The sequence below is a fragment of the Actinomyces respiraculi genome, assembly GCF_014595995.2.
In the GTDB taxonomy this organism is placed as follows: Bacteria; Actinomycetota; Actinomycetes; order Actinomycetales; family Actinomycetaceae; genus Actinomyces; species Actinomyces respiraculi.
This window is the reverse complement of the sequence record NZ_CP063989.1, coordinates 2,255,534-2,277,544: the sequence shown is the minus strand read 5'-3', so window position 1 is coordinate 2,277,544 and position 22,011 is coordinate 2,255,534. Positions and strand designations below refer to the sequence as shown.

The 22,011-nt window shown below is 73.3% G+C and carries 18 protein-coding genes; 12 read left to right on the top strand and 6 right to left on the bottom strand.

What is annotated here, in order from left to right; genetic code table 11:
- Positions 1–190: 190 nt before the first annotated feature.
- The 4 genes from ID810_RS09435 to ID810_RS09420 all read right to left on the bottom strand — a co-directional run bounded on the left by ID810_RS09435 (position 191) and on the right by ID810_RS09420 (position 5,922).
- Positions 191–1,195, bottom strand: coding sequence for an alpha/beta fold hydrolase (locus tag ID810_RS09435; protein WP_166856032.1), 1,005 nt, complete (start codon positions 1,193–1,195; stop codon positions 191–193).
- Positions 1,176–1,817 (bottom strand): DUF998 domain-containing protein, encoded by a 642-nt coding sequence (locus tag ID810_RS09430; protein ID WP_166856030.1) that lies wholly within the window; start codon positions 1,815–1,817, stop codon positions 1,176–1,178. The genes ID810_RS09435 and ID810_RS09430 overlap by 20 nt, the downstream gene beginning before the upstream one ends.
- Positions 1,814–5,059: a bifunctional lysylphosphatidylglycerol synthetase/lysine--tRNA ligase LysX gene (lysX, locus tag ID810_RS09425; protein ID WP_166856028.1), complete on the bottom strand. Its 3,246-nt coding sequence runs from the start codon at positions 5,057–5,059 to the stop codon at positions 1,814–1,816. Before lysX ends, ID810_RS09430 begins: the two co-directional genes overlap by 4 nt.
- Positions 5,060–5,163: 104 nt before the next feature.
- Positions 5,164–5,922: an ROK family protein gene (locus ID810_RS09420; RefSeq protein ID WP_166856026.1), complete on the bottom strand. Its 759-nt coding sequence runs from the start codon at positions 5,920–5,922 to the stop codon at positions 5,164–5,166.
- 37 nt (positions 5,923–5,959) lie between these two features.
- Here ID810_RS09420 and ID810_RS09415 point away from each other — a divergent pair, with 37 nt between their 5' ends.
- The 5 genes from ID810_RS09415 to ID810_RS09395 all read left to right on the top strand — a co-directional run bounded on the left by ID810_RS09415 (position 5,960) and on the right by ID810_RS09395 (position 11,602).
- A complete protein-coding gene (locus ID810_RS09415; protein ID WP_166856024.1) occupies positions 5,960–6,985 on the top strand; it encodes a tRNA pseudouridine synthase A in 1,026 nt (341 codons plus the stop codon).
- Positions 6,986–7,236: 251 nt separating this feature from the next.
- A complete protein-coding gene (rplM, locus tag ID810_RS09410) occupies positions 7,237–7,680 on the top strand; it encodes a 50S ribosomal protein L13 (protein WP_166856022.1) in 444 nt (147 codons plus the stop codon).
- 43 nt (positions 7,681–7,723) lie between these two features.
- Positions 7,724–8,218, top strand: a complete 495-nt coding sequence (gene rpsI, locus ID810_RS09405; protein WP_166856020.1) for a 30S ribosomal protein S9 — start codon at positions 7,724–7,726, stop codon at positions 8,216–8,218.
- Between the two features lie 182 nt (positions 8,219–8,400).
- The gene (glmM, locus tag ID810_RS09400) at positions 8,401–9,765 is read left to right on the top strand and encodes a phosphoglucosamine mutase (RefSeq protein WP_166856018.1); all 1,365 of its coding nucleotides are present in this window, start codon (positions 8,401–8,403) and stop codon (positions 9,763–9,765) included.
- A gap of 211 nt (positions 9,766–9,976) precedes the next feature.
- On the top strand, positions 9,977–11,602 hold the full coding sequence (locus ID810_RS09395; RefSeq protein WP_166856016.1) for an OmpA family protein: 1,626 nt from the start codon (positions 9,977–9,979) through the stop codon (positions 11,600–11,602).
- An 80-nt stretch (positions 11,603–11,682) separates the two neighbouring features.
- Here ID810_RS09395 and coaA read toward each other — a convergent pair whose 3' ends face one another.
- Entirely contained in the window at positions 11,683–12,663 is a 981-nt protein-coding gene (gene coaA, locus ID810_RS09390; RefSeq protein ID WP_166856014.1) for a type I pantothenate kinase, read from the bottom strand.
- Between the two features lie 117 nt (positions 12,664–12,780).
- Here coaA and glmS point away from each other — a divergent pair, with 117 nt between their 5' ends.
- Positions 12,781–14,667 carry a glutamine--fructose-6-phosphate transaminase (isomerizing) gene (gene glmS / locus ID810_RS09385; RefSeq protein ID WP_166856012.1) on the top strand — a complete coding sequence of 629 codons (1,887 nt, stop codon included), beginning with the start codon at positions 12,781–12,783 and terminating at the stop codon, positions 14,665–14,667.
- A 264-nt stretch (positions 14,668–14,931) separates the two neighbouring features.
- On the opposite strand, the gene ID810_RS09380 is transcribed toward glmS, so the two are convergent.
- Entirely contained in the window at positions 14,932–15,315 is a 384-nt protein-coding gene (locus tag ID810_RS09380; RefSeq protein ID WP_166856010.1) for a holo-ACP synthase, read from the bottom strand.
- 74 nt (positions 15,316–15,389) lie between these two features.
- Here ID810_RS09380 and ID810_RS12505 point away from each other — a divergent pair, with 74 nt between their 5' ends.
- The 6 genes from ID810_RS12505 to ID810_RS09350 all read left to right on the top strand — a co-directional run bounded on the left by ID810_RS12505 (position 15,390) and on the right by ID810_RS09350 (position 21,996).
- Positions 15,390–17,459: a bifunctional ADP-dependent NAD(P)H-hydrate dehydratase/NAD(P)H-hydrate epimerase gene (locus tag ID810_RS12505; protein ID WP_166856008.1), complete on the top strand. Its 2,070-nt coding sequence runs from the start codon at positions 15,390–15,392 to the stop codon at positions 17,457–17,459.
- Positions 17,456–18,727: an alanine racemase gene (gene alr, locus ID810_RS09370; RefSeq protein ID WP_243856572.1), complete on the top strand. Its 1,272-nt coding sequence runs from the start codon at positions 17,456–17,458 to the stop codon at positions 18,725–18,727. Before ID810_RS12505 ends, alr begins: the two co-directional genes overlap by 4 nt.
- Positions 18,724–19,332, top strand: coding sequence for a tRNA (adenosine(37)-N6)-threonylcarbamoyltransferase complex ATPase subunit type 1 TsaE (gene tsaE, locus ID810_RS09365; protein ID WP_166856006.1), 609 nt, complete (start codon positions 18,724–18,726; stop codon positions 19,330–19,332). The genes alr and tsaE overlap by 4 nt, the downstream gene beginning before the upstream one ends.
- A 152-nt stretch (positions 19,333–19,484) precedes the next feature.
- A complete protein-coding gene (gene tsaB / locus ID810_RS09360) occupies positions 19,485–20,180 on the top strand; it encodes a tRNA (adenosine(37)-N6)-threonylcarbamoyltransferase complex dimerization subunit type 1 TsaB (protein ID WP_166856004.1) in 696 nt (231 codons plus the stop codon).
- Positions 20,181–20,251: 71 nt separating this feature from the next.
- Entirely contained in the window at positions 20,252–20,881 is a 630-nt protein-coding gene (gene rimI / locus ID810_RS09355; RefSeq protein WP_166856002.1) for a ribosomal protein S18-alanine N-acetyltransferase, read from the top strand.
- Between the two features lie 359 nt (positions 20,882–21,240).
- Positions 21,241–21,996 carry a succinate dehydrogenase cytochrome b subunit gene (locus tag ID810_RS09350; RefSeq protein ID WP_166856168.1) on the top strand — a complete coding sequence of 252 codons (756 nt, stop codon included), beginning with the start codon at positions 21,241–21,243 and terminating at the stop codon, positions 21,994–21,996.
- The last annotated feature ends 15 nt before the right edge of the window (positions 21,997–22,011 follow it).

Sequence of the window (22,011 nt, the reverse complement as noted above, 5' to 3'; positions counted from 1 at the left end):
CGATCGAGAAAACCGCATGATTCCGCGGCTTGCGACAGAGGTCGACAAGCGTGAGCGTGCAAGCCCCTCCGCCGTGGGGGCCGCGACGGCCGCCACCGCCCGATCGTCGGCCCCGCCGCAGCCCAGTCGTCGGCCCCGCCGCCGCGGAAGTCGCGATGCTCGCCTTCCCGACGTCGGGCGGGGTCGGGTGTCAGGTGTCGAGCATCGCCATGACCTCGCGGACGGCGCGGGCCACCTCCTGCGGGGCGTCGATCGTCATGAAATGCCCGGAGTCGGGGACCTCGCGCACCACCAGGCGGGAGAAGGCCCTCCGCGCCGAGGCCAGCCGCCCGCGCGAGGCATAGGGCGGAGCCTGAAGCAGAAGCGTCGGAACGCGCACGGGGCCGTCGGCCAGCGCCCGGGAGCGCAGGAGGTCGGCCTGCTGGGCCGAGTAGGCCAGGGACTCCGCCGCACCACCCGTGAGCGAGGAAACGGTCCAGGTGTCCTGCCAGGCGGGCGAGTCCAGGGCCTGAGGCCGTGTGACCATGCCGCGCATGGACGCCCGCGCCAGGGCCGCAAGGCCCCGGTGGGCGCCCGGCACCTTCAGCAGGCCGCGCGTCGCCGCCAGGCCGAGCGCGGCCAGAGGCGCACGGCCTCTCACGGCGCCGACAGCCAGGACAGGCGTCAGCCTGGGCTGGTGGGCGACGGAGGGGTCCACGAGGACGATGCCATCGACCAGACCGGGACGACGACGCGCCAGAAGCTCGGCCTCGAAGGCCGCCATCGAGTGGGCCACGAGGACGGTCGGGGCGCCATCGGCCACCCCCAGGTCCTCCAGCAGCCGGGCGAGGATGCCCGCCTGAGTGTGCAGTGCCGGCAGCCCATGGCAGTGGGTGCCCAGACGCCCCTGCCGGTCGACGACGACGTGGGTGCCGGGCAGCAGCCCCAGCACCGGCTCCCAGAAGGCGGAGCCCAGGCCCGCCCCCGCCAGGAGGACAAGCGTGGGCTCACCGGCACCGGGCGGCCTCAGACGGCGGGCGGTCACACCGGCGCGACGCGCCCAGCGCTCCGGACTCCCGACCGCGGGTCCCGAGGTGGCAGCACCTCCGGCGTCGGCACCACCGGCGGCGGGTTTCGGGGCGCCGGCACGGGCGCCGTCGTCAGCACCGGAACCGGGAACACCGGAGACAGCGGGCCTAGGCCGCAAGGCGGGCATCGCCGTCGGACCTCCTGGTAAGACGCAGGGCGAGGACGGCCGCCAGCAGGGAGGACAGGAGCACCTGCCCCATCTGCGGCCAGACCTGGCTGCCGGGAGCCAGGACGATCGCCGTCAGGGTGACGACGTCGACGACACCGAGGGCCCCCGCCCCCACCAGGGCCGTGCGCAGCTGCGGGTGCGGCGCCCCCCGGTCGCGCAGCCCCAGCACCAGCAGCCCCGTGGCCATGAGGAAGCCGGCACCGACCGTGCCCGAGGCGATGGTGTGGACGAGGCCGGAGACCGTCGTCGTGTCCTGGCACATGGCGTTCGTCGTCGGGGCACAGGGCATGTTGCCCAGCGCGTCCGCCACCGTCCCCACCCCGCAGGCCGCCAGCGCGAGAGCCACGGCGGTGGACCAGTCGCCGAGCCAGGCCCGCCACCCGCGCACCCCCAGGGCCGCGATGGCCAGCAGCAGCACGCCGGTGATGAGGTCGCCCCCGCGAAAGACCCACTGCCAGGGCTGGTCGTCCGCCGCCAGCTCGGACAGGTAGCCGGGCGGGACGTCACCGCTCCACAGCAGCGGCCCCAGGACCCACGTGTTGTAGGCGAGCAGCACGCCGGCCGCCAGCAGGCGCCTCATCGTGAGGGCCTGACGAGGGGGAAGGCGATGGTCTCGCGGATCGAGGCGCCCGTGAGCATCATGACAAGACGGTCCATGCCGACCCCCAGCCCGCCCGAGGGCGCCATGCCGTGCTCCAGGGCCTCCAAGAAGGCCTCATCCAGCTCCATCGCCTCCGCGTCACCGCTGGCGGCCGCCAAGGACTGGGCCGTCAGCCGCTCGCGCTGGATCACCGGGTCCACGAGCTCGGAGTAGGCGGTGGCGACCTCCGAGCCGAAGACGATGAGGTCCCAGCGCTCGGCCAGCACCGGGTCCTGGCGGTGCGGGCGTGTGAGCGGCGAGGTCTGTGCGGGGAAGTCGCTGAAGAAGGTCGGCTGGGCGGTGCTGGACTCCGCCAGGTGCTCGTAGAGCTCCTGGACCAGGGTGCCCCACCCCCATGACGGGTCGTGGCGCAGGCCCAGGCGCTCGGCGTGGGAGCGCAGCACGGCCGTGGGGGTGGAGGTCGTCACCTGCTCGCCCAGGCCCTGGGAGACGGCGTCGCACACGCTCACGGTCCGCCACGGCCGGGCGAGGTCCACCTCGTGCTCGGTGCCGCCCACGGTGCCCCGCACGACGGTGGTGCCCAGGGCCTCATGCGCCGCCGAGACCACGAGGTCCTGGACGACCGTCTTCATCACCTCGTAGTCGGCGTAGGCCTGGTAGGCCTCCAGCATCGTGAACTCGGGGTTGTGGGTGGAGTCCGCCCCCTCGTTGCGGAAGCTCCGGCCGATCTCGAAGACGCGGTCCATGCCGCCGACGACGAGCCGCTTGAGGTAGAGCTCGGGGGCGATGCGCAGGTACAGGTCCAGGTCGTAGGCGTTGATGTGGGTGCGGAAGGGGCGCGCGTTCGCCCCGCCGTGCACCGGCTGGAGGATGGGCGTCTCGACCTCCAGGTAGCCGCGATCGAGCAGACGGGAGCGCACGGCCTGCACCGCCCGGGACCGGGTCTCGACGAGGTGGCGCTGACGCGGGGAGGTGATGAGCGCCAGGTGGCGCTGGCGCACCAGGGTCTCGGGGTCGGTCAGGCCCCGGTGCTTGTCCGGCAGCGGTCGCAGGGCCTTGGCGGTCATCGTCCAGCCGGAGGCCACCAGGCTCGCCGTGCCGGTGCGCGAGGTGCCCGGCACGCCGGTCACGGCCACCTGGTCCCCGACGCGCACCAGGCGCTGGAAGTCGGTCAGGGCCTGGGGGGCCGCGTCCCGCTCGAGGAGCACCTGGACCTCCCCGCCCCAGTCGCGCAGGTCGGCGAAGAGCACTCCGCCGTGGTCGCGCAGCCCGACGACGCGCCCGGCGATGGTCCGCTCGCCACCGCCGTCGAGCGCCTGCGCGCAGCCGGCCGTCACGGTGGTGCTCGCCGGGTAGGGCGTGAGCCCCTGGCTGAGCATCCGCTCGCGGCTGGCGGCGCGGGCACGCACCTCGTGGGGCAGGCGCGCGGCCGGCTGCGGCTCGGCGACGGCGCGGGTGAGGGCCAGCATGCGGGCGCTGTCCTCCTCGCTCAGGCGCGGCTGGGACGAGTCCTGGCCGCTGAAGAGACTGGGCGGGCGCAGGAAGCCTTCGGCGACGGCGACGACGGCCGAGACGCGCACGAGGTCCCCGCCGTCGGGGTAGCACAGCAGCCGCGGCACCCAGTCGGGCTCGTAGCGGGAGTTGGAGCGGTACAAGGACTCCAGCTGCCACCAGCGCGAGGCCGCCATGAGCACCTGGCGGCGGGCGCGCTGGAGCGGCCCGGCACCCAGACGCGCGCCCTGGTCGAAGATGTCGCGGAAGACGGCGAAGTTGAGCGAGACCTGGGTGACGGACAGGGCGGCGGCCTCGGCCATGAGCGTGCTCACCATGAGCTCGGTGACACCGTGGTCGGCGTCGGGGTGGCGGCGCATGACGTCCAGGCTCAGGCCCGTGGCGCCCCAGGGCACGAAGGACAGCAGGGCGGCAACCTGCCCGCGCTCGTCGCCGTCGGGGAACAGGGCCTCAACGAGGACGCACTGGCCGTCGGAGGGGTCGTCGAGTCCGCGGCCCAGCGCCATGGAGAAGCCGCGCTCCGCCTCGCCGTTGAGCCAGGTGGTGGCAAGCGTGCTGAGCTCGGCCAGCTCCTCGGCAGGGATGCTGCGATGGCGCCGCACCCGCGCCGTGTACCCGGCGCCGGAGGCGTGGCGCACGGCCTGGCGGACCTCCGTGAGGTCGTTGAGGCGGAAGCGGGCCGGACGCAGGACCGCCTCGTCGCCGATGTGCAGGGCGTGCATACCCGCCTGCACCCAGGCGCGGGCCCCGGCCTCGGAGGCGCCGATGACGGCGGGTGTGAGCCCGTAGGAGGTGCAGTGGCGGCAGAAGGCGGCCACGGTGGCGGGCCAGGTGGCCGGGTCGCCCATCGGGTCGCCGGAGACGAGGGCGACGCCGAGGCTGGGGCGGTAGGCGACAGCGCCGCGCTCGGTGAGCAGCACGGACTTGTCGCGGCGGGTGGCGAAGTAACCGAGCGAGTCCTGGGGGTGGGCGGCCAGGAGCGTGCGCACGCGCTCCTCCTCGTCCACGCTCATGCGCGCGGCCAGCCGCTGCGAACGCATGAGCGTGGCCAGGCCGGCCAGGAAGGACAGGGCCCATCCCAGGCCGAAGAGGCTGAAGGCCACGTCCGGGAACTGCTGGATGATCTCGACGAGGGGGTGGGGGTCGCCCGCCAGGAACAGGTGCGTGAGGGCCGAGGGGTGGGTGACGAGGACGGCCAGGGCGGCCAGGGCGGTGCTGGCGCCGACGCCGAGCGTCGTGACGGTCAGAGCCCGGCGCAGGTTACCGGGCCTCATGCGCACTCGGTAGGAGCTGCGGTCACGCAGGAGCAGGACGACGAGCAGGACCAGCGTGAGGGCATTGAAGCCGAGGGCCAGCAGGTCCAGGTTGGTGACGCCCTCCTCGCGCAGGAGCATGAGGGAGACGTCGGCCGTGACGAACAGCACGATGCTCAGCACCGCCAGGACAGTGGTGGCCACCCAGGCGACGCGGATGCGGCGCGAGAGGGCCGAGCCGAGGATGAGGATGACGACGGCGGTGAACCAGTCGAGCACCGGCAGGGGGACGAACCAGATCAGGACGAAGTTGATGAACCCGCTCAGGCCGGGGACCGAGTCGAGGAAGGTGGACAGCAGTGCCACCACTCCTACCGTCATCACGGCCCGGGGCAGCAGAATCGAGCTCCGGGTCGCTCCGGCGGTGCGAGGGCGCGGAGAGCGGGGATGAGGCATGGATGCATCCTGGCAGCCGTCGGTGTGTGTGCGGATCCCCCGATGAGAGGAGATCTCCTCCTACCAGGGTCGGGGGATCTTCAGGGTGAGGGTCAGGGTGTTTCTCAGGGGCGGGCCAGGTCCCAGCAGCGGGCACCGCCGGTCATCCCCGCCTCGTTGGGTACGACGACGACGTCGTCGCCCATCAATGCGAGCTGCGAGGCGAGAATCCGCCGGGAGTTGCCGCCCCCGAGGTAGAGGCGGTCCCACAGGTACATGGGCCGCAGGGCGTCGACGACGCGCCGCACCCGCCGCGACCAGTGGGCGTCGCCCAGGCGCAGGCGCTCGTGCTCACCGATGTAGTCGTCATACGTCAGGCCCCAGCGGATCGGCCCCTGGGAGACCTCCACGTGAGGGGCCAGCACGCCGTTGTCGAAGACCGCGTTACCCAGCCCGGTGCCAAGCGTGACGATCATCTCGTGGCCCTTGCCGGTGACGACGCCGGCGGCGGCGACCTCCGCGTCGTTGAGGACGAGTACGGGCCGCTCCAGGCGCTGGGCGAGTGCCGCCCCCATGTCGAAGCGTCGCCACTGCTCGACCAGCTCGGGCAGCACCTTCGAGCGCGGGCCGTCACGGGTGATGTAGTGGGGGGTGGCGACGACGATGCCGTGGCGGATCATGCCGGGCATCCCCACCGTCACACGGTCCGCCTGCGGTAGCTGGGCGGCGAGCTCGGCGATGGTGTCGACGAGGGTCAGTGGTGGCAGGGGGTAGGGCGTCGAGGTTCGCACGGCCCGGGAGATCATCGCGCCCTCGGGGGACAGCACGGAGGCCTTAATTCCGCCCCCGCCGCAGTCGACGGTCAGGGTCGTGGGACTACTCATGGCGGAAGGTTACCGGCGGGCGTGGTCGAATAGCGCCATGCTCACCGATGTGAAGCCGGGCGACGCGCCGACCCCGGGCGCCGTCGTCGAGGAGGCCGAGGGGGCCGAGGCTAAGAACGGGGCCACCGTGCGCCTGAGGCTCGACCTCGCCTACGACGGCGTCGGCTTCTCCGGCTGGGCCGCCCAACCCGGCCTGCGCACCGTCGAGGGCGAGCTCACCGACGCCCTCGAGACCGTCCTGCGCACGCCCGTGCGGCTGACCGTCGCCGGGCGCACGGATGCCGGCGTGCACGCCGCCGCCCAGGCCGTCCACCTCGACGTGCCGCTCGCCGCCTGGCAGGCGCTGCCCGGACGCTCCGGGCGGCGCCCCGAGGACGCCCTGCTCACCCGCCTGGCCGGGGTCCTGGCCCGCCAGGCCCACCTCGCCGCCGACGCCGGCCTCACCGGCCCGGTCCCGCGCGGCGCCAGCGACGTCGTCGTCACCGGTGCGCGCGTGGCGCCCGAGGGCTTCGACGCCCGTTTCTCCGCCCTCAGCCGCCGCTACGTCTACCGCATCGCCGACGGCGGCCCCGCCGGGGCCCCGCGCAACGCCTCCCGCCGCGGCCAGGTGCTGTGGCTGCCCGAGGCGCTGGACGTCGAGGCCATGGACCGCAGCGCCCGCCCCCTGCTGGGCGAGCACGACTTCCTGTCCTACTGCCGTCCGCGCGAGGGGGCGACGACGGTGCGCACCCTCAAGCGCCTGGACTGGCGCCGCCCCACCCGGGGGGCCGACGCCGGTCTTGTGACCCTCACGGTGGTCGCGGATGCCTTCTGCCACTCGATGGTGCGTTCGTTGGTCGGGGTGGGTCTCGCCGTCGGACGCGGTAGCCGTGACGAGGCCTGGCCCGCCGCCCTGCTCGAGCGCCGCTCACGCGATGGCGCCGCCCCGGTGGCCCCCGCCCACGGTCTGACGCTTGAGGAGGTCGTCTACCCCAGCGACGACGCCCTCGCCGAGCAGGCGCGGCGCTCGCGGGTGGTGCGTCGCCTGCCTGCCGATCCCCTCGCCGAGGACTGCGGCTGCTAGGCCCGGGCTCACGGCAGCGTGTCGGGTCTCACGGTCCCGGTGGCGTCAGTTCTTTTGACCCCCCTTCCGGAGCCCCGGTAGGGTGGGTAACCGTCGTGCAGCACGCATGTGCGCGTCCGCGGTGCCGTCCCACTCGCCCCGGATCGCCAGTGCTCCGACCACTCACCTGACCATGGTGGTCTCGTCGGGCCGCGAAAGCTTCAACGTGCTGCCCGATGACCCACTCGCCAAGAGAAACGAAGGCAACGCCCGTGCGCACGTACACACCGAAGCCCGGCGACGTCGAGAAGAACTGGTACGTCATCGACGCCACCGACGTCGTCCTCGGCCGCCTTGCGGCCCAGGCCGCGACCCTGCTCCGTGGGAAGCACAAGCCCCAGTTCGCGCCCCACGCGGACTGCGGCGACTACGTCGTCATCATCAACGCCGACAAGGTCGCCCTCACCAACGGCAAGGCTGACAAGAAGTTCGCCCACCGTCACTCCGGTTTCCCGGGTGGCCTCACCTCCGTCTCGTACCGCGAGCTGCTCGCGACGCGTCCGGAGCGCGCCATCGAGAAGGCCGTCAAGGGCATGGTGCCCCACACCAAGCTCGGCCGTCAGCAGCTGAAGAAGCTCAGGGTCTACCGAGGCGCCGAGCACCCGCACGCCTCGCAGAACCCCCAGACTTTCGAGATCACCCAGGTCGCCCAGTAAGCGCTCCAGCGCCCGGCACCCCGCGACAAGCAAAGGACACATCGTGGCTGAGACCACTGTCGACATCGACGCGCTGGACGAGGAGAACGCCCCCTCCAGCTACACCACTGAGACCGACGGCGCCGCCGAGGGCCGCGGCCAGTCCATCACCGCTCCCGGTGCTGGCCTGGGTCGCCGCAAGGAGGCTGTCGCCCGCGTCCGTCTCGTCCCCGGCACTGGCCAGTGGACGCTCAACGGCCGCACGCTTGAGGACTACTTCCCCAACAAGCTGCACCAGCAGCTCGTGCGCGCCCCCTTCACCCTCCTCGGTCTTGAGGGCCGCTTCGACGTCGTCGCCCGTATCAACGGTGGCGGCATCTCCGGCCAGGCCGGCGCCCTGCGCCTGGGCATCGCCCGCGCCCTCAACGAGATCGACCGTGAGGCCAACCGCCCGTCTCTGAAGAAGGCCGGTTTCCTCACCCGCGACGCCCGCATCGTCGAGCGTAAGAAGGCCGGTCTGCACAAGGCCCGCCGCGCCCCGCAGTACTCCAAGCGCTGACCCGCGCCCGCGCTGCCGACGCCCCGCCTCCCCGCTCACGCGGTGGACGGCGGGGCGTCGTCGTTGTGCCACCGGGCCGGGCGCCGTCGGCCGGGCCTCCCACGGGTCCCGGACCGTGCCGGTGCCGGCGTGGGAGGATGAAGCCCGTCCCACGACCCCCATCCGGAAGGACTGGCTCACACATGGCACGACTCTTCGGCACGGACGGCGTGCGCGGCCTCGCCAACGACCTGCTCACCCCCGCCCTCGCGGTCCAGCTCGGCGAGGCCGCCGCGCAGGTGCTCACCCGCGGGGCGCCCGCCTCCTCCCGCTCGCGCACCGGCCGTTTCCGCGCCATTGTCGGCCGCGACACGCGCGCCTCGGGCGAGTTCCTGGACCACGCGATCAGCGCGGGCCTGGCCTCCTCAGGCATCGACGTCACGCGGGTCGGCGTTCTGCCCACCCCGGCCATCGCGCACCTGACCGCCACGCAGGACATCGAGCTCGGTGTCATGATCTCCGCCTCCCACAACCCCTTCCAGGACAATGGGATCAAGTTCTTCGCCCGAGGCGGCTACAAGCTCGAGGACGCCGTCGAGGACAAGATCGAATCCCTGCTGGGCCGCACGGACCCCCCGCCGGTCGGTGCCGGCGTCGGCCGCGTCATTAAGGGCGAGACGGTGGCCGACCAGACCTACATCAACCACCTCGTCGACTCCACCGGCACGGACCTGTCAGGCCTGAGGATCGTCGTCGACGCCTCCAACGGTGCCGCCTTCACCGTCGGTCCCGCCGCCCTGCGCGCGGCCGGGGCCGAGGTCATCGTCATCAACGCCTCCCCGGATGGTCTCAACATCAACGCCGCCTGCGGCTCCACCCACCCCGAGCAGCTGCAGACCTATGTCCCCAGCGTCGGGGCCGACATGGGCTTCGCCTACGACGGCGACGCCGACCGCTGCCTGGCCGTCGACGCCGAGGGCAACCTCATCGACGGCGACCAGATCATGGGTCTGCTCGCCGTGGGGATGAAGGCGGATGGCCTGCTGGCCTCCGACACGCTCGTCGTCACCGTCATGAGTAACCTCGGCCTCCTGCTCGCCATGAAGGAGCACGGCATCCGCACCGTGCAGACCGGCGTGGGGGACCGCTACGTGCTTGAGCGGATGGTCCAGGGCGGCTACACGCTCGGCGGCGAGCAGTCGGGCCACGTCATCGACACCCTGCACGCGACGACCGGTGACGGCGTGCTTACGTCGCTGCGGGTCGCGGCCCGGGTCACGCGCTCGGGCGCGAGTCTGGCCGAGCTGGCGAGCGTGGTCACGCGCCTGCCGCAGACGCTCATCAACGTGCGCGGGGTCGACAAGGCGGCCGCCCACACCGACGCCGCCGTCCAGAAGGCCGTCGCCCAGGCGGAGGAGCGCCTGGGGCAGGCCGGTCGTGTGCTGCTGCGTCCTTCGGGCACTGAGCCCCTGGTACGCGTCATGGTCGAGGCCGCGACCCAGGCCGAGGCGGACGCCGTCGCCGCGGGCCTCGCCGAGGCGGTCAAGGACAACCTCTCCCTCGCCTGAGACCCGGCGCTCGCACGCGAGGCCCCCGTCGCGCTCACCCGCGCCGTCGGGGGCCTCGTGCGCGACGCTCCACGGGGAGGGACGGGTAGCGGTGGGCAGCGCCGATGGGTACCCGGGCAGGCGGGACGAGGTGCCCATGGTCGGGCGCTCGCGGCCCACCTAGTCTGCGTCGCGACGCAGGTCCCTGCTAGCGACCACTGAGAGGTGACTCATGACCGTCGCACCCCACCACCCGCTCCTGTCGCGCCGTCACGCCCTTGCCCTGCCACTCGTCGCCGGGGCCGCCCACGCCCTGGCCGCCTGCGGGGCCCGGGACACCACCGACCCGCAGGCCGGGGCGTCCTCGCCCACCGCCCCCGAGCCCTCCGCCGCGCAGGCCCCGTCAGCCGCTGCCACCGCCGGCGCGCCGGTCAGTGTCCGCCTCACCGGGGCCCTGGGCGGGCACACCCTCGACGTGAGGCTCGGCCCCCTCGTGCGCGTGGACGCCTCCTCCTCCGTCCTGCCCTTCCACGTCGAGCGCCCCGCCGACGACCCGAACCAGGAGTGGCTCCTGAGCCCGTCCTTCGACTGGGCCGGCCCCAGCGACGAGTACGGGCTGAGGTGGATGAGGCTCATCGACCCGCTCTCCAGCCGCGTGTGGCGCTCCACCGCGACACGAGACGCCGTCCACGGCGGCGCCATCGACGTCGGCGAGGCCCGCGACTACTACGCGACCTTCGGGGGCGTCGACCCCGACGTGGAGAGCGTCGTCGTCATGCTCAACCAGAGCGGGTTCGTCCCCACGGCGGTCATCGACCTCGAGCAGGCCCAGGACCCCGACCTCCTGCGCCAGGTCCTCGACGACGCCGAGCCCGCCAGCGGGCGCCTCGAGCCGCTGGCGCTGGAGCACTACACCGAGGCCGTCAACCGCTCGGCGAGTGGTCTGACGACGAAGGACGCGGTGACGGTCACGGTCTCCAACGACGTCTCCTTCGCCACGGACTCCGCCGAGCTGACGTCCCAGGCCGACACGATCCTCCAGGGCGTGGCCGACTCCCTCGCCTCCTACCCCGACGGCGGTGCCCTGAGCGTCGTCGGGCACACCGACGATGTCGCCGACGACGCCTACAACCAGGCGCTGTCCGAGCGCCGGGCGCAGGCGGTGTGGGACCGGCTCACCCAGCTCACCGACCTGTCGGCGTGGAGCTCCAGCGTCACCGGCAAGGGCGAGAGCGAGCCGAGGCAGGAGGGGACGAGCGAGGAGGCGAGGGCCGCCAACCGCCGCGTGGAGATCGTCATCGCCCCCACCGCGGGGACGGACGGGCACGGGTCCAGGGGCCTGTCCTCCGACACCGCCCCGCCAGCACCCGCCGGTCCCAGCGCCCCGGGCCCCCAGGGCGTGAGCGTGGCGCGGGCCTCCGACGGGGAGAGCCTCACCATCACCCTGGAGCAGGTCGTGCGGCGCGGTGGGCTCCTGTTCGGCGAATTCGTTATCTCCGACATGAGCGACAACGCCTCGCTGTCCTCGTGGTTCACCGACAACCGGGGGTGGGGGCTCGACAACGCCCGCGGCGAGAGCGTGGGGGTGGCCTCGATCCAGGCCGCCAGCGGTGTCACCCTCCTGTCCGGCGGGAGCTACGTCTTTCCCGTCGACTACCTGCCCCCGGGCGCCGATGGTCGCCGCCCCCTCGCCGACCTCTACCTCGCCTCGCTCGGCGCCGGCACGACGGGCCGGGTGTGCGTCGTGTGGCCGGACACCGGTGAGGACACGGTCATCGTGGACCGTCCGGCGGACTCGTCGATCGACGCGGCCAACACGCCCTGGCGTCTGACCGACGTCCCCGTCGTCGCCGGCTGACCGGCCCGCCCCCGCCGCCCGCCGCCGCGCCGAGGAGTTGGGCGGGGGTTGGGGGAGAGCCGACGGCGAGGGCGTGTGGGTCAGGCCTTGCGCAGGAGCACCCGCTGGACGTGGTGGTCCGCGCCCTTGTGCAGCACGAGCGTCGCCCGCGGGCGCGTCGGCGCGATGTTCTCGCGCAGGTTGACCAGGTTGACGCTCTCCCAGATCTCCCCGGCCATCGCCAGGGCGACGTCGTCGGCGATCGAGGCGAAACGCCGGAAATAGGAGTCGGGGTCGGTGAAGGCCGTGCGCTTGAGGGTCAGGAACCGGTCGAGGTACCAGTGGCGGATGTCGCTCGGGTCGGCGTCGACGTAGATCGAGAAGTCGATGAAGTCGCTGACCGCCAGCGCCGACACGTCAGCCACCGGCCCCTCCTCCGGCCGCGCGTGGACCCGGCGCGCGGGCTGGAGGACGTTGAGGCCTTCGAGGACGAGCACGTCCGGGCGCTCCACCACCGTGTGCCGGCCGGGCACGACGTCGTAGACCTGGTGGGAGTAGACCGGGGCCTCCACGCGCGGCACCCCGGACTTGACCGCCATGATGAAGTCGAGCAGCGCCCGGCGGTCGTAGGACTCCGGGAAGCCCTTGCGGGCCGTCAGCCCCCGCTGCTCCAGCACGGCGTTGGGCAGCAGGAACCCGTCGGTCGTCACCAGCGACACCCGCGGCGTCTGAGGGAAGCGGGCCAGCAGGTGGGCGATGAGGCGCGCCGTCGTCGATTTGCCGACGGCGACCGACCCGGCCACCGCGACGACGAAGGGGGTCGGGCTCTCGTTGACGCCCAGGAAGTCCGCGGTCAGGCGCCCGCGCTCGCGGGTCGAGGCGATGTACGTCTCCAGCAGGGCGGTCAGGGGGCGGTAGACGACGTCGACCTCGGGCAGGTCGATGGGGTCGCCCAGGCCGCGCAGCTTCTCGACGTCGGCCTGCGTCAGCGGCAAGGGGGCCGAGGCTGCCAGGGCCCGCCACTGCTCACGGTCGAGCTCGATGTAGGGAGAGGCGCTGCTCACCGCACCAGTGTGGCGCATCGTCAGTGTCTGGGCGGCACGGACGGCTCCGGCCCGCGCGCATACGCCCAACATCACACGCCCACATCCTGGCCGCCTCTGGCCAGGGAGCACGGGGGAGTGCTTCGCTGAGCACTCATGTGCGGAATCGTTGGTCACACCGGCCCCCTGACAGCGTCCGACCGTTCACTCACCGTCCTGCTGGACGGCCTGAGCCGCCTGGAGTACCGCGGCTACGACTCCGCCGGGGTCGCCCTGGTCACCGCCGACGGCGTATCCGTCACCAAGGCCGCCGGCAAGCTCGAGCACCTGCGCGCCGAGCTCGACGCCGCCCCTCCCGCCCCCGCCACGGCGGGCATCGGCCACACCCGCTGGGCCACCCACGGCGGCCCCTCGACCGTCAACGCCCACCCCCACCGGGCCGGGCGCCTCGCCGTCGTCCACAACGGCATCATCGAGAACTTCCGCCCCCTGCGCGCCGAGGTCGAGGCGGCCGGGCGCACCCTGCTGTCCTCCACCGACACCGAGGTCGCCGCCCACGTCCTGGACCTCGACTACGCCCGGCGCCTGGAGGCCGCCGGCGCGGGGGCGGACCCCGCCGTCGTCCTTGTTGAGTCCATGCGCGCCGTCGCCGCCCGCCTGGAGGGCTCCTTCGCCCTGCTGGCCGTCACCGACCTCGCCCCCGGCACCATCGTCGCCGCCCGCCGCTCCAGCCCGCTGGTCATCGGCCTGGGCGACGGCGAGTCCTTCCTCGGCTCCGACGTCGCCGCCTTCGTCTCGGCGACCCGACGCGCCGCGGAGGTCGACGACGACCAGGTCGTGCTGCTGCGCGGTGGCGAGGTCACCGTGTGGGACGCCGAAGGCACGGTCGTCGAGCCGCGCACCTGGGAGGTCACCTGGGACGCCTCGGCGGCGGTCAAGGGCGGCTACGAGACCTTCATGGACAAGGAGATTCACGAGCAGCCCGTCGCCGTCGCCGACACCCTGCGCGGACGGGTGGACGAGCGCGGCGAGATCCAGCTCGACGAGATGCGCATCGACCCCGCCGTCCTGCGCAGCGTCGACAAGATCATCGTCATCGCCTGCGGCACCGCCGCCTACGCCGGGCACGTCGCCAAGTACGCCATCGAGCACTGGTGCCGCGTTCCCGTCGAGGTCGAGCTCGCCCACGAGTTCCGCTACCGCGACCCGGTGGTGAGCGAGAAGACCCTCACGGTCGCCATCTCCCAGTCCGGCGAGACGATGGACACGATCCAGGCCGTGCGCCACGCCCGCGAGCAGGGCTCCAAGGTGCTGGCCATCGTCAACACCTACGGCTCGACCCTCGCCCGTGAGGCCGACGCCGTGCTCTACACCCACGCGGGCCCCGAGGTCGCGGTGGCTTCGACCAAGGCCTTCCTCGCCCAGATCACCGCCTGCTACCTGCTCGGCCTCTACCTCGCCCAGCTGCGCGGCAATAAGTGGCCCGACGAGGTCGCCGACTACCTCGCCCACCTCGCCCAGATGCCCGCGAAGATCCAGGACCTGCTCGACGGCCAGGAGGAGCGGGTGCGCGCTCTCGGCGCTGAGCTGGCGGACAAGACCTCCTTCCTGTTCCTGGGCCGGCATGTCGGCTACCCGGTGGCGCTGGAGGGTGCGCTCAAGCTCAAGGAGCTCGCCTACGTGCACGCCGAGGGCTTCGCCGCCGGCGAGCTCAAGCACGGGCCGATCGCCCTGGTCGAGGAGGGCCTGCCCGTCTTCGTCATCGTGCCCACCCCGCGCAGGCCCCTCCTGCACGACAAGGTGGTGAGCAACATCCAGGAGGTCCGTGCGCGCGGGGCTCGCACGATCGTTATCGCCGAGGAGGGCGACCTCACGGTCGAGCCCTTCGCCGACGACGTCATCCGTGTGCCCCGGACCCCGACACTCATGTGGCCGCTGCTGACGGTGGTGCCGCTGCAGGTCTTCGCGGCCGCGCTCGCCCGGGCCAAGGGCCTGGACATCGACCAGCCGCGCAATCTCGCCAAGTCCGTCACCGTCGAGTGACGATGGCGCGGCGCCCGGGTGGGGCTTGCACGCTCATGTGACAGTTGTTAACGGTTGCACTGGGGTTTGGGGTGGTGGCCTGAGCTCCCATGTGCATGGAGGTTGCCCATGCACATGGGAGCCGAAGTACTCGAGAAGGCCGCTCTCAAAAACCGCAGAATTCCGCCGTTTTCGACAGATGTTGAAAACCGTGAGCGTGCAAGCCCCTCAGCACGGGTGAGTTCTGTGGCGTGGCGGCGACTCCCGCGGCGATCCGGCTGGGCCTCAGGTCCCCTCGGCGACGACGAAGGCCAGGGCGAGACCGGCGTCGTGGCTGAGCGAGAGGTGCCAGCGGGCGATACCCAGCGACCGGGCCGTGTGCTCGGCGACCCCCGAGAGCACGAGGCGGGGCGGTGTGCCCGGGGAGGAGACGACCTCGATGTCGGTCATCCTCCACCCGGCGGGGGTCTCGCGGCCCGTCTCCTGAAGGGCCGAGCCGAGGGCTTTGAGCACCGCCTCCTTCGCGGCCACCCGGGCTGCGAGCGAGTCGGTGCGGGTCGCCTCGCGCTCGCGCGGCGTCAGCAGGCGTCGGGCGAGGGCGGGGCAGCGCGCGAGGCTCTCCGCCAGCCGGGCGACGTCGACGAGGTCGGTGCCCACCGCGATCAACATGCCACCAGTGTGCCGCAGACGCGGGCGCGTCGTGTCACTCATCCCGCCCCCACCAGGTGCGCGAAAATGAGGGTATGAGCAGGACTCTTGACGCGCTCAACGCCTACGCGGCCGCCGATATCACCGCCGCGGAGGCTCCACTGACCCGCGGCACCGACGCCTACATGCACGCCGCCGCCCAGGCCCTGGCCCAGGCCGCCGCCGAGGAACTGCGCACCGACCGCGGTGCGGTCGTGGGCTCGCGCGTCCTGCTCCTGGTCGGCGGCGGGCACAACGGCGGCGACGCCCTGCTGGCCGGCGCGCTCCTGGCACGCCGAGGCTGTGAGGTCTTTGCCCTGCTCGCCACGGACCACCCCCACGCCGCCGCGCTTGCCGAGGCCGAGCGCGCGGGGGTTCTCCTCGACCCTGACGCGGGCGGCGCGGACCTCGTCCTCGACGGCTTGACCGGCATCGGCGCCCGCGGCCCGCTGCGTCCGCGGGCGGCTGCCCTCATCGCCCCGCTCGTCGGGGTCGGCGCACCGGGGGAGCGGTCCTTCCGTGTCCTAGCGGTGGACCTGCCCAGCGGCACCGGGGCGGACGACGGCACCGTCGCGGGCCCGGTCCTCGCCGCCGACCGCACCGTCACCTTCACCTGCCTGCGCGGCGCCCATGTGCTGGCCCCCTCCCGGGACCTGTGTGGGCGTATCGACGTCGTCGACCTCGGGCTGCCGGTCCCGGGGACCGCGCCCATCGCCGTCCTGCCGGGCCCGCCTACCATCGAGGCCGGCGGCGGGGATGCCGCCGGGGGCTGCTGTGGGGCCGCAGTCGGGACCGCCGCCGGGGGCACGGGCGAGGCCGGAGTTGGGTGGGCCGCCGGGCTCACGGACACCGCGCTCGCCGGGCGTCTGCACGTGCCCGGGGACCGGGACCACAAGTACACGCGCGGCGTCGTCGAGGTCTGGGCCGGCTCCGAGACCTACCCCGGTGCCGCCGTCCTGACCTGTACGGCCGCCTGCCGGACCGGCGCCGGCATGGTTCGCCTCGCCGCCCCGCGCCGCGTCGAGGACCTCGTGCTCGCCCAGCGTCCCGAGACGGTCCCGGTGCCCGGCCGACACCAGGCCCTCGTCATCGGTCCCGGCACCGACCCCGACGATGAGGCCCGCGCCACCGGCCTGAGCCGCGTCCTGCGCACCCTCATGCCGATGACGCCACCACGCGTCGCCCGCGATGGTGCCCCCGGTGGCGACGCCGCCGGTGTCTCCGACAGTGTTCGTGGCGCTGTCTCCCATGGTGCCCCCGGAGGTACGTCCGGCATCGGCCTCGGCGATGCTCCCGGCCTTGGGCCGGAGGATGCCTCCGAGGGCGCCCCGCTGCCCGCTGTCATTGACGCCGGGGCCCTGCCCCTCCTGCCCGCCCTGCTGGCCGAGGGGCGCCGCCTGGCCCCCACCGCCGTCCTCACCCCGCACGCGGGGGAGGCGGCCTCCCTCCTGACGGCCCTCGGACGACCGACGAGGCGCCCCGAGGCCGAGGACCCCGTCACGGCTCCCGCTCTCGCCCGCGAGCTGGCCCACCGCACGGGGGCCTGCGTGCTGCTCAAGGGCACCCCCACCATTGTCGCCACCCCCTCGGGAGACACCGCCACGCTCGACTCCGGTCCCGGCTGGCTCGCCACCGCTGGGAGCGGGGATGTCCTGGCCGGCGTCCTCGGCACGCTCCTGGCCGCCGAGCAGGCGAGTGCTGAGTGGGTCGGCACTGAGGCCGGGCGTGGTGGGCGGGCCGGGCACGCCGGGGTCGGTAGTCATGCGGGCGGCGCGGATGCCCCGTCCGTCGACACCGGGGCCGGGACTCACGCGGTTGGCGCGAGCTCCCCGTCCGTCGGTGCCGCCTCCCAGGCCGGCGGCGCGGGCGTGCTCGCCGAGCCCGACGTCGCCGTCTGTGCCGCGCTGGCCGTGCGCGTCCACGCCCTCGCCGGCGCGATCGCCTCCGGCGCCGGACTGCCCAACTCCGCCGTCCGCTGGCCCGGCCCCGCCATCGGCGGGCTGGATTCCGCGCCCACCCGACCCGCCCCCGCCGTCGGACGGCCCATCACCGCCCTCGACCTCGCCGGCGCCGTGCCCGCCGCCGTGGAGCACCTGCTCTCACTGGTGGAAGAATCCCGACCGTGAAGCAACCCGCCACCACCTCCCGCGCCGTCATCGACCTCGACGCCCTCGCCCACAACGCGCGCGTCCTGGCCGAGGTTGCAGGGACGCCCTGGATGGCGGTCGTCAAGGCCGACGCCTACGGTCACGGCATCGCACCGGTGAGCCTGACCTGCCTGGCCGCCGGCGCCACCTGGCTCGGCGTCGCCCAGCTCGCCGAGGCCCTGCACCTGCGCGACCTGCTCGACCAGGCGGGCATCGCCCGCCCCGAGCCCGGCCCCGACGCCGTCCCCACCCCCCGGGCACCTCGCCTCCTGAGCTGGCTCGCCCCCGTCCTCACCCCGCAGGCCGCCGCCGCCCCCGGCTCCCCGCTGCGCCGCGCCCTTGAGGCCGACCTCGACATGTCCGCCTCCACCCTCGACCAGCTCGAGGCCGTCGTCGCCGCCTGCGCCGCCCACGTGGCCGTCGGCGGCGTCCCCGGCCGCCTCCACCTCAAGGCCGACACCGGAATGTCGCGCGCCGGAGCCGTCGCCGAGGACCTGCCCGCGCTCGCGGAGGCCGCCCGCGCTGCCGAGAGAACCGGAGTGCTCGACGTCGTCGGACTGTGGTCCCACCTCTCACGGGCCGACGAGCCCGACTCCGGCTCCACCGAGGAGCACCTGGCGCGCTTCGCCCGCGCGGAGGCCGTGGTGACCGGCGCCGGCCTCACCCCCCGGCTGCGCCACCTCGCTGCCACCGGCGGCCTGCTGTGGCACCCGGACACGCGCCTCGACCTTGTGCGCGCCGGCATCGGCCTGTACGGCCTGTCCCCGGACCCCGCCGTCGCCACCTCCGCGGAGCTGGGTCTGACCCCCGTCATGCGCCTGGAGGCGCCCCTGACGCTCACCAAGCGGGTCCCCGCCGGCACCGCTGTGTCCTACGGAGGGACCTGGGCCGCCCCCACGGAACGGTGGCTTGGGCTCGTCCCGCTCGGCTACGCCGACGGCGTCCCCCGCCACGCTGCCGGAGCCGGGCCGGTCGCCGTCGGCACCCTGCGCACCACCATTGTGGGCAAGGTCTGCATGGACCAATTCGTCATCGACCTCGGACCCGCCGTCGACGACGACGGCCGCCCCCTGCCCTGCCCCGCCCGCGCGGGGGACACCGCCGTGCTCTGGGGGGCGCCGGACGCCACCGGTACCGTCCCCACCGCCGACGACTGGGCCGCCGTGTGCGGCACCATCGGCTACGAGATCGTCACTCGCCTGGGCCCCCACGTGCCCCGCGTCACCACGAGCCAGGAGGAGCAGTGAGCCAGGATCACGTCGCGAACCGCGACCACGCTGTCGGCCGCACGGTTGTCGTCGAGACGGCCGACGCCGACGCCACCCGCGCGCTGGGCGTCCGCCTCGCTGCGCTCCTGCGGGCCGGAGACCTCGTGATGCTCTCCGGCGCGCTCGGCGCGGGCAAGACGACCCTCGCCCAGGGCATCGGCTCCGCCATGGACGTGCGCGGGCGCGTGTCCTCCCCGACCTTCATCATCGCCCGGGTCCACCCCGCCCTGGGGCAGGGGCCAGACCTCGTCCACGTCGACGCCTACCGGCTGTCGAGCCTGGAGGAGGTGGATGCCCTCGACCTGGACACCTCCCTGGCGGAGTCCGTCACGCTCGTCGAGTGGGGTGAGGACAAGGTTGAGGCGCTGAGTGAGAGCCGTCTCGAGATCCGGGTCGAGCGCCTCCATGGCGCGCTCACGGGTACCGGCGCGGGCACCGTCGCGGGCGGCGGGGAGGGGGAGGCGGCGCTCGCGGACCTGGAGGAGATCGACGACGGCCGCCGCAGCGTCACCGTGACCGCCCTCGGGCCGCGCTGGGCAGATGTTGATCTCACTGTCCTCACCGACCTGACCGCCCTGGCCTGAGGCCACGGTCCGGACGCTTGCCTGCACGCCCGTCCAGCACGGTGACGTCGCGCCCGGCTGCGCGGACGAGGTGCCGGTGCGGCGGGTGCGGCCGGTACTCCTCCACGACCCGCAGTGACCGCCCGCCGGGCGCGTGCACCTAGGCTGTCCCCGTGCGCATCCTGTCCATCGACTCCTCCCTCGGCACCGAGCTCCTCGTCTGCGACGTCTCTTTCGACGACGGACGTGCCGCTCTGACGGTCCTCGCCCACCCCTCCCAGCCGGACTCGCGCCGCCACGCCGAGTCCTTGGGCCCCATGCTCGCCTCCGCCCTCGAGGACCCTAAGGTCGTCGCACACCGACTGGACGCCGTCGTCGCGGCTACGGGCCCGGCCCCCTTCACCGGGCTGCGCGCGGGCCTCGTCTCCGCCCGCACCGTCGCGCGCGTGCGCGACGTGCCCGTCCACGGCGTGCCCAGTCTCGACGCCGTCGCCCGCGCCGCCCTCGACGAGTTGGGGGAGGGGAGCACCGTGCGCGTGCTCACTGACGCGCGTCGCCAGGAGGTCTACACCGCCCTCTATCGCGCGCAGGGTCCCGACGACGTCGAGCGCCTGAGCGACATTGAGGTCCGCTCTCCCGCCGACCTGCCTACCACGGACGCCGACGCCGTCGCCGGCTCGGGGGCGCGCCTCTACCCGGCCGTTGTCGCCGACAGGCCGGTCCTTGTGCCCTCTTCCGGCGACGCCACCGCGCAGGTGCGCGTCGCGCTGGCCCGGCTGGCCGCAGGGCAGGGGCCGCTGGACACCGAGCCGCTGTACCTGCGCCACGCCGACGCCCAGGTCCCTGTCGCCCGCAAGCGCGCCCGTTGAGCTCGGTGGATCCGGTGGGGCCGGTGGGTCCGGCTGTCGAGGGGGCCGATGGCGCGCTGCGTCTGCGGCCCATGACCGAGGCGGACCTGCCGCTCGTCGCGGCCCTGGAAGCAGAGCTCTTCGGCGCTGAGGCGTGGAGCGCCGCGCTGCTGGCCGACGAGCTCGCAGCCACCGACGGACCCGGGGCGGACCGTGCCTACGTCGTCGTCGAGACGGCCGACGGCGGGACACACGAGCTCGAGGCTCAGGCCCCTGCCGACGGGTCCGGGACCGCTGACGGGTCCGGGACCGCTGACGGGGCCGGGACCGCCGACGGGGCCGACGGCGACCACGCCGCACGCGAGCCCGGCGGTGCGGGGCTCGTCGGCTACGCGGGCCTGTGGTACGGCGACGGACGCGGCGACGCCGACCTGCTCACCATCGCCACCGTTCCGGCGGCTCGCAGGCGCGGCGTGGCCGCCCTCATGCTCGAGCACCTGCTCGCCCGGGCGCGCGGACAGGGCTGCGAGCACGTGCTGCTGGAGGTGCGTGCCTCCAACACGGGTGCTCAGGCCCTTTACGCGCGCCACGGCTTCGAGGTGCTGGGCGTCAGGAGGCGCTACTACACGGGGCCGGAGGAGGACGCCCTGGTCATGCGCCTGCGGCTGGGGCCGCCTCGGGGGCCGGGGCCCGTGGGCGCCGAGGCCGTCGCCGGGAGCTGAGCTGGGCGGCCGGTGTCGCTCGGGCTGGGGATGGCCGACGTCGCCGTCGCCGTCGGGACGGTGAGCCGGGCGGCCGCCGACGCAGCCGCGTCCCACCCCAATCGGTGGCCGATGTCATTTGCCTGACGAATGTGTCACCAAAAGTCGCCATCCCCGGGCCCGACGGCCCTGTCCGCCGACAAGGGCGGGCGCCGCGGCGGCCCAGGTCTTTCCGCGCCATGACGCCGCGGACGCGGAGGGTGCACGTCGCCGCCCAGTCATAGGACCAAGGGCGTCCTGCCCGTCGCTACGCTATGGACGTGGCCCAAAAGACTATTTCCCCCAAGAAGAGGCGCACCGCCTTCACGACCACCGTGTTCATGAAGCGACTCATGGCGTGGTCCGGCATCGTCTTCCTCCTCTTCGTCATCTTCCACATGTACGGCAACACCCACTACTTTGAGGGTGAGATCGCCTACGACCACTACGCCGTCTGGCTGCGTCAGCTGCTCCAGCCGCTGCTGCCCTACGGCGGGTTCCTGTGGATCATGCGCCTGGTGCTGGTGGCGCTGCTCCTGGCGCACGCCGGCTCCGCTTTCCACTTGTGGTACCGCAACCGCAAGGCTCGCGGCAACGACAAGTACGCGGTCAAGAAGGCCAACGCCGAGTACTACGCCTCCCGCTACGCCATGCGCACCATGCGCTGGGGCGGCGTCATCCTCCTCCTCTTCCTCGTCTGGCACATCCTGCAGTTCACGACGCTCTCGCTGACCCCCGGCGGCGAGTACGTCCACGGGCGCGCCTTCCAGAACATGTACTACGGCTTCCAACTGTGGTGGGTGTACCTCATCTACCTCATCGCCGTCTGCGCCCTGGCCCTGCACGCCTGGCACGGCGTGTGGTCCGCCCTGCAGACCCTCGGCCTGACCCGCACGAGGATCGTCCCCTACATCCGCATCATCGCGACGCTGGTGGCCCTCGTGCTCCTCATCGGCTTCATGGCCCCGCCCACGGCCATCCTCTTCGGCTGGACGGACCTGCCGATGAGCGACACCGAGTACTACCCCCAGTTCTGCGAGGCCATCGGTTCCGCGGCCTCCGAGTTCGCCGAGCACTGCGGCGTTGCTGCCCACTGATACGAGAGTTGAGTG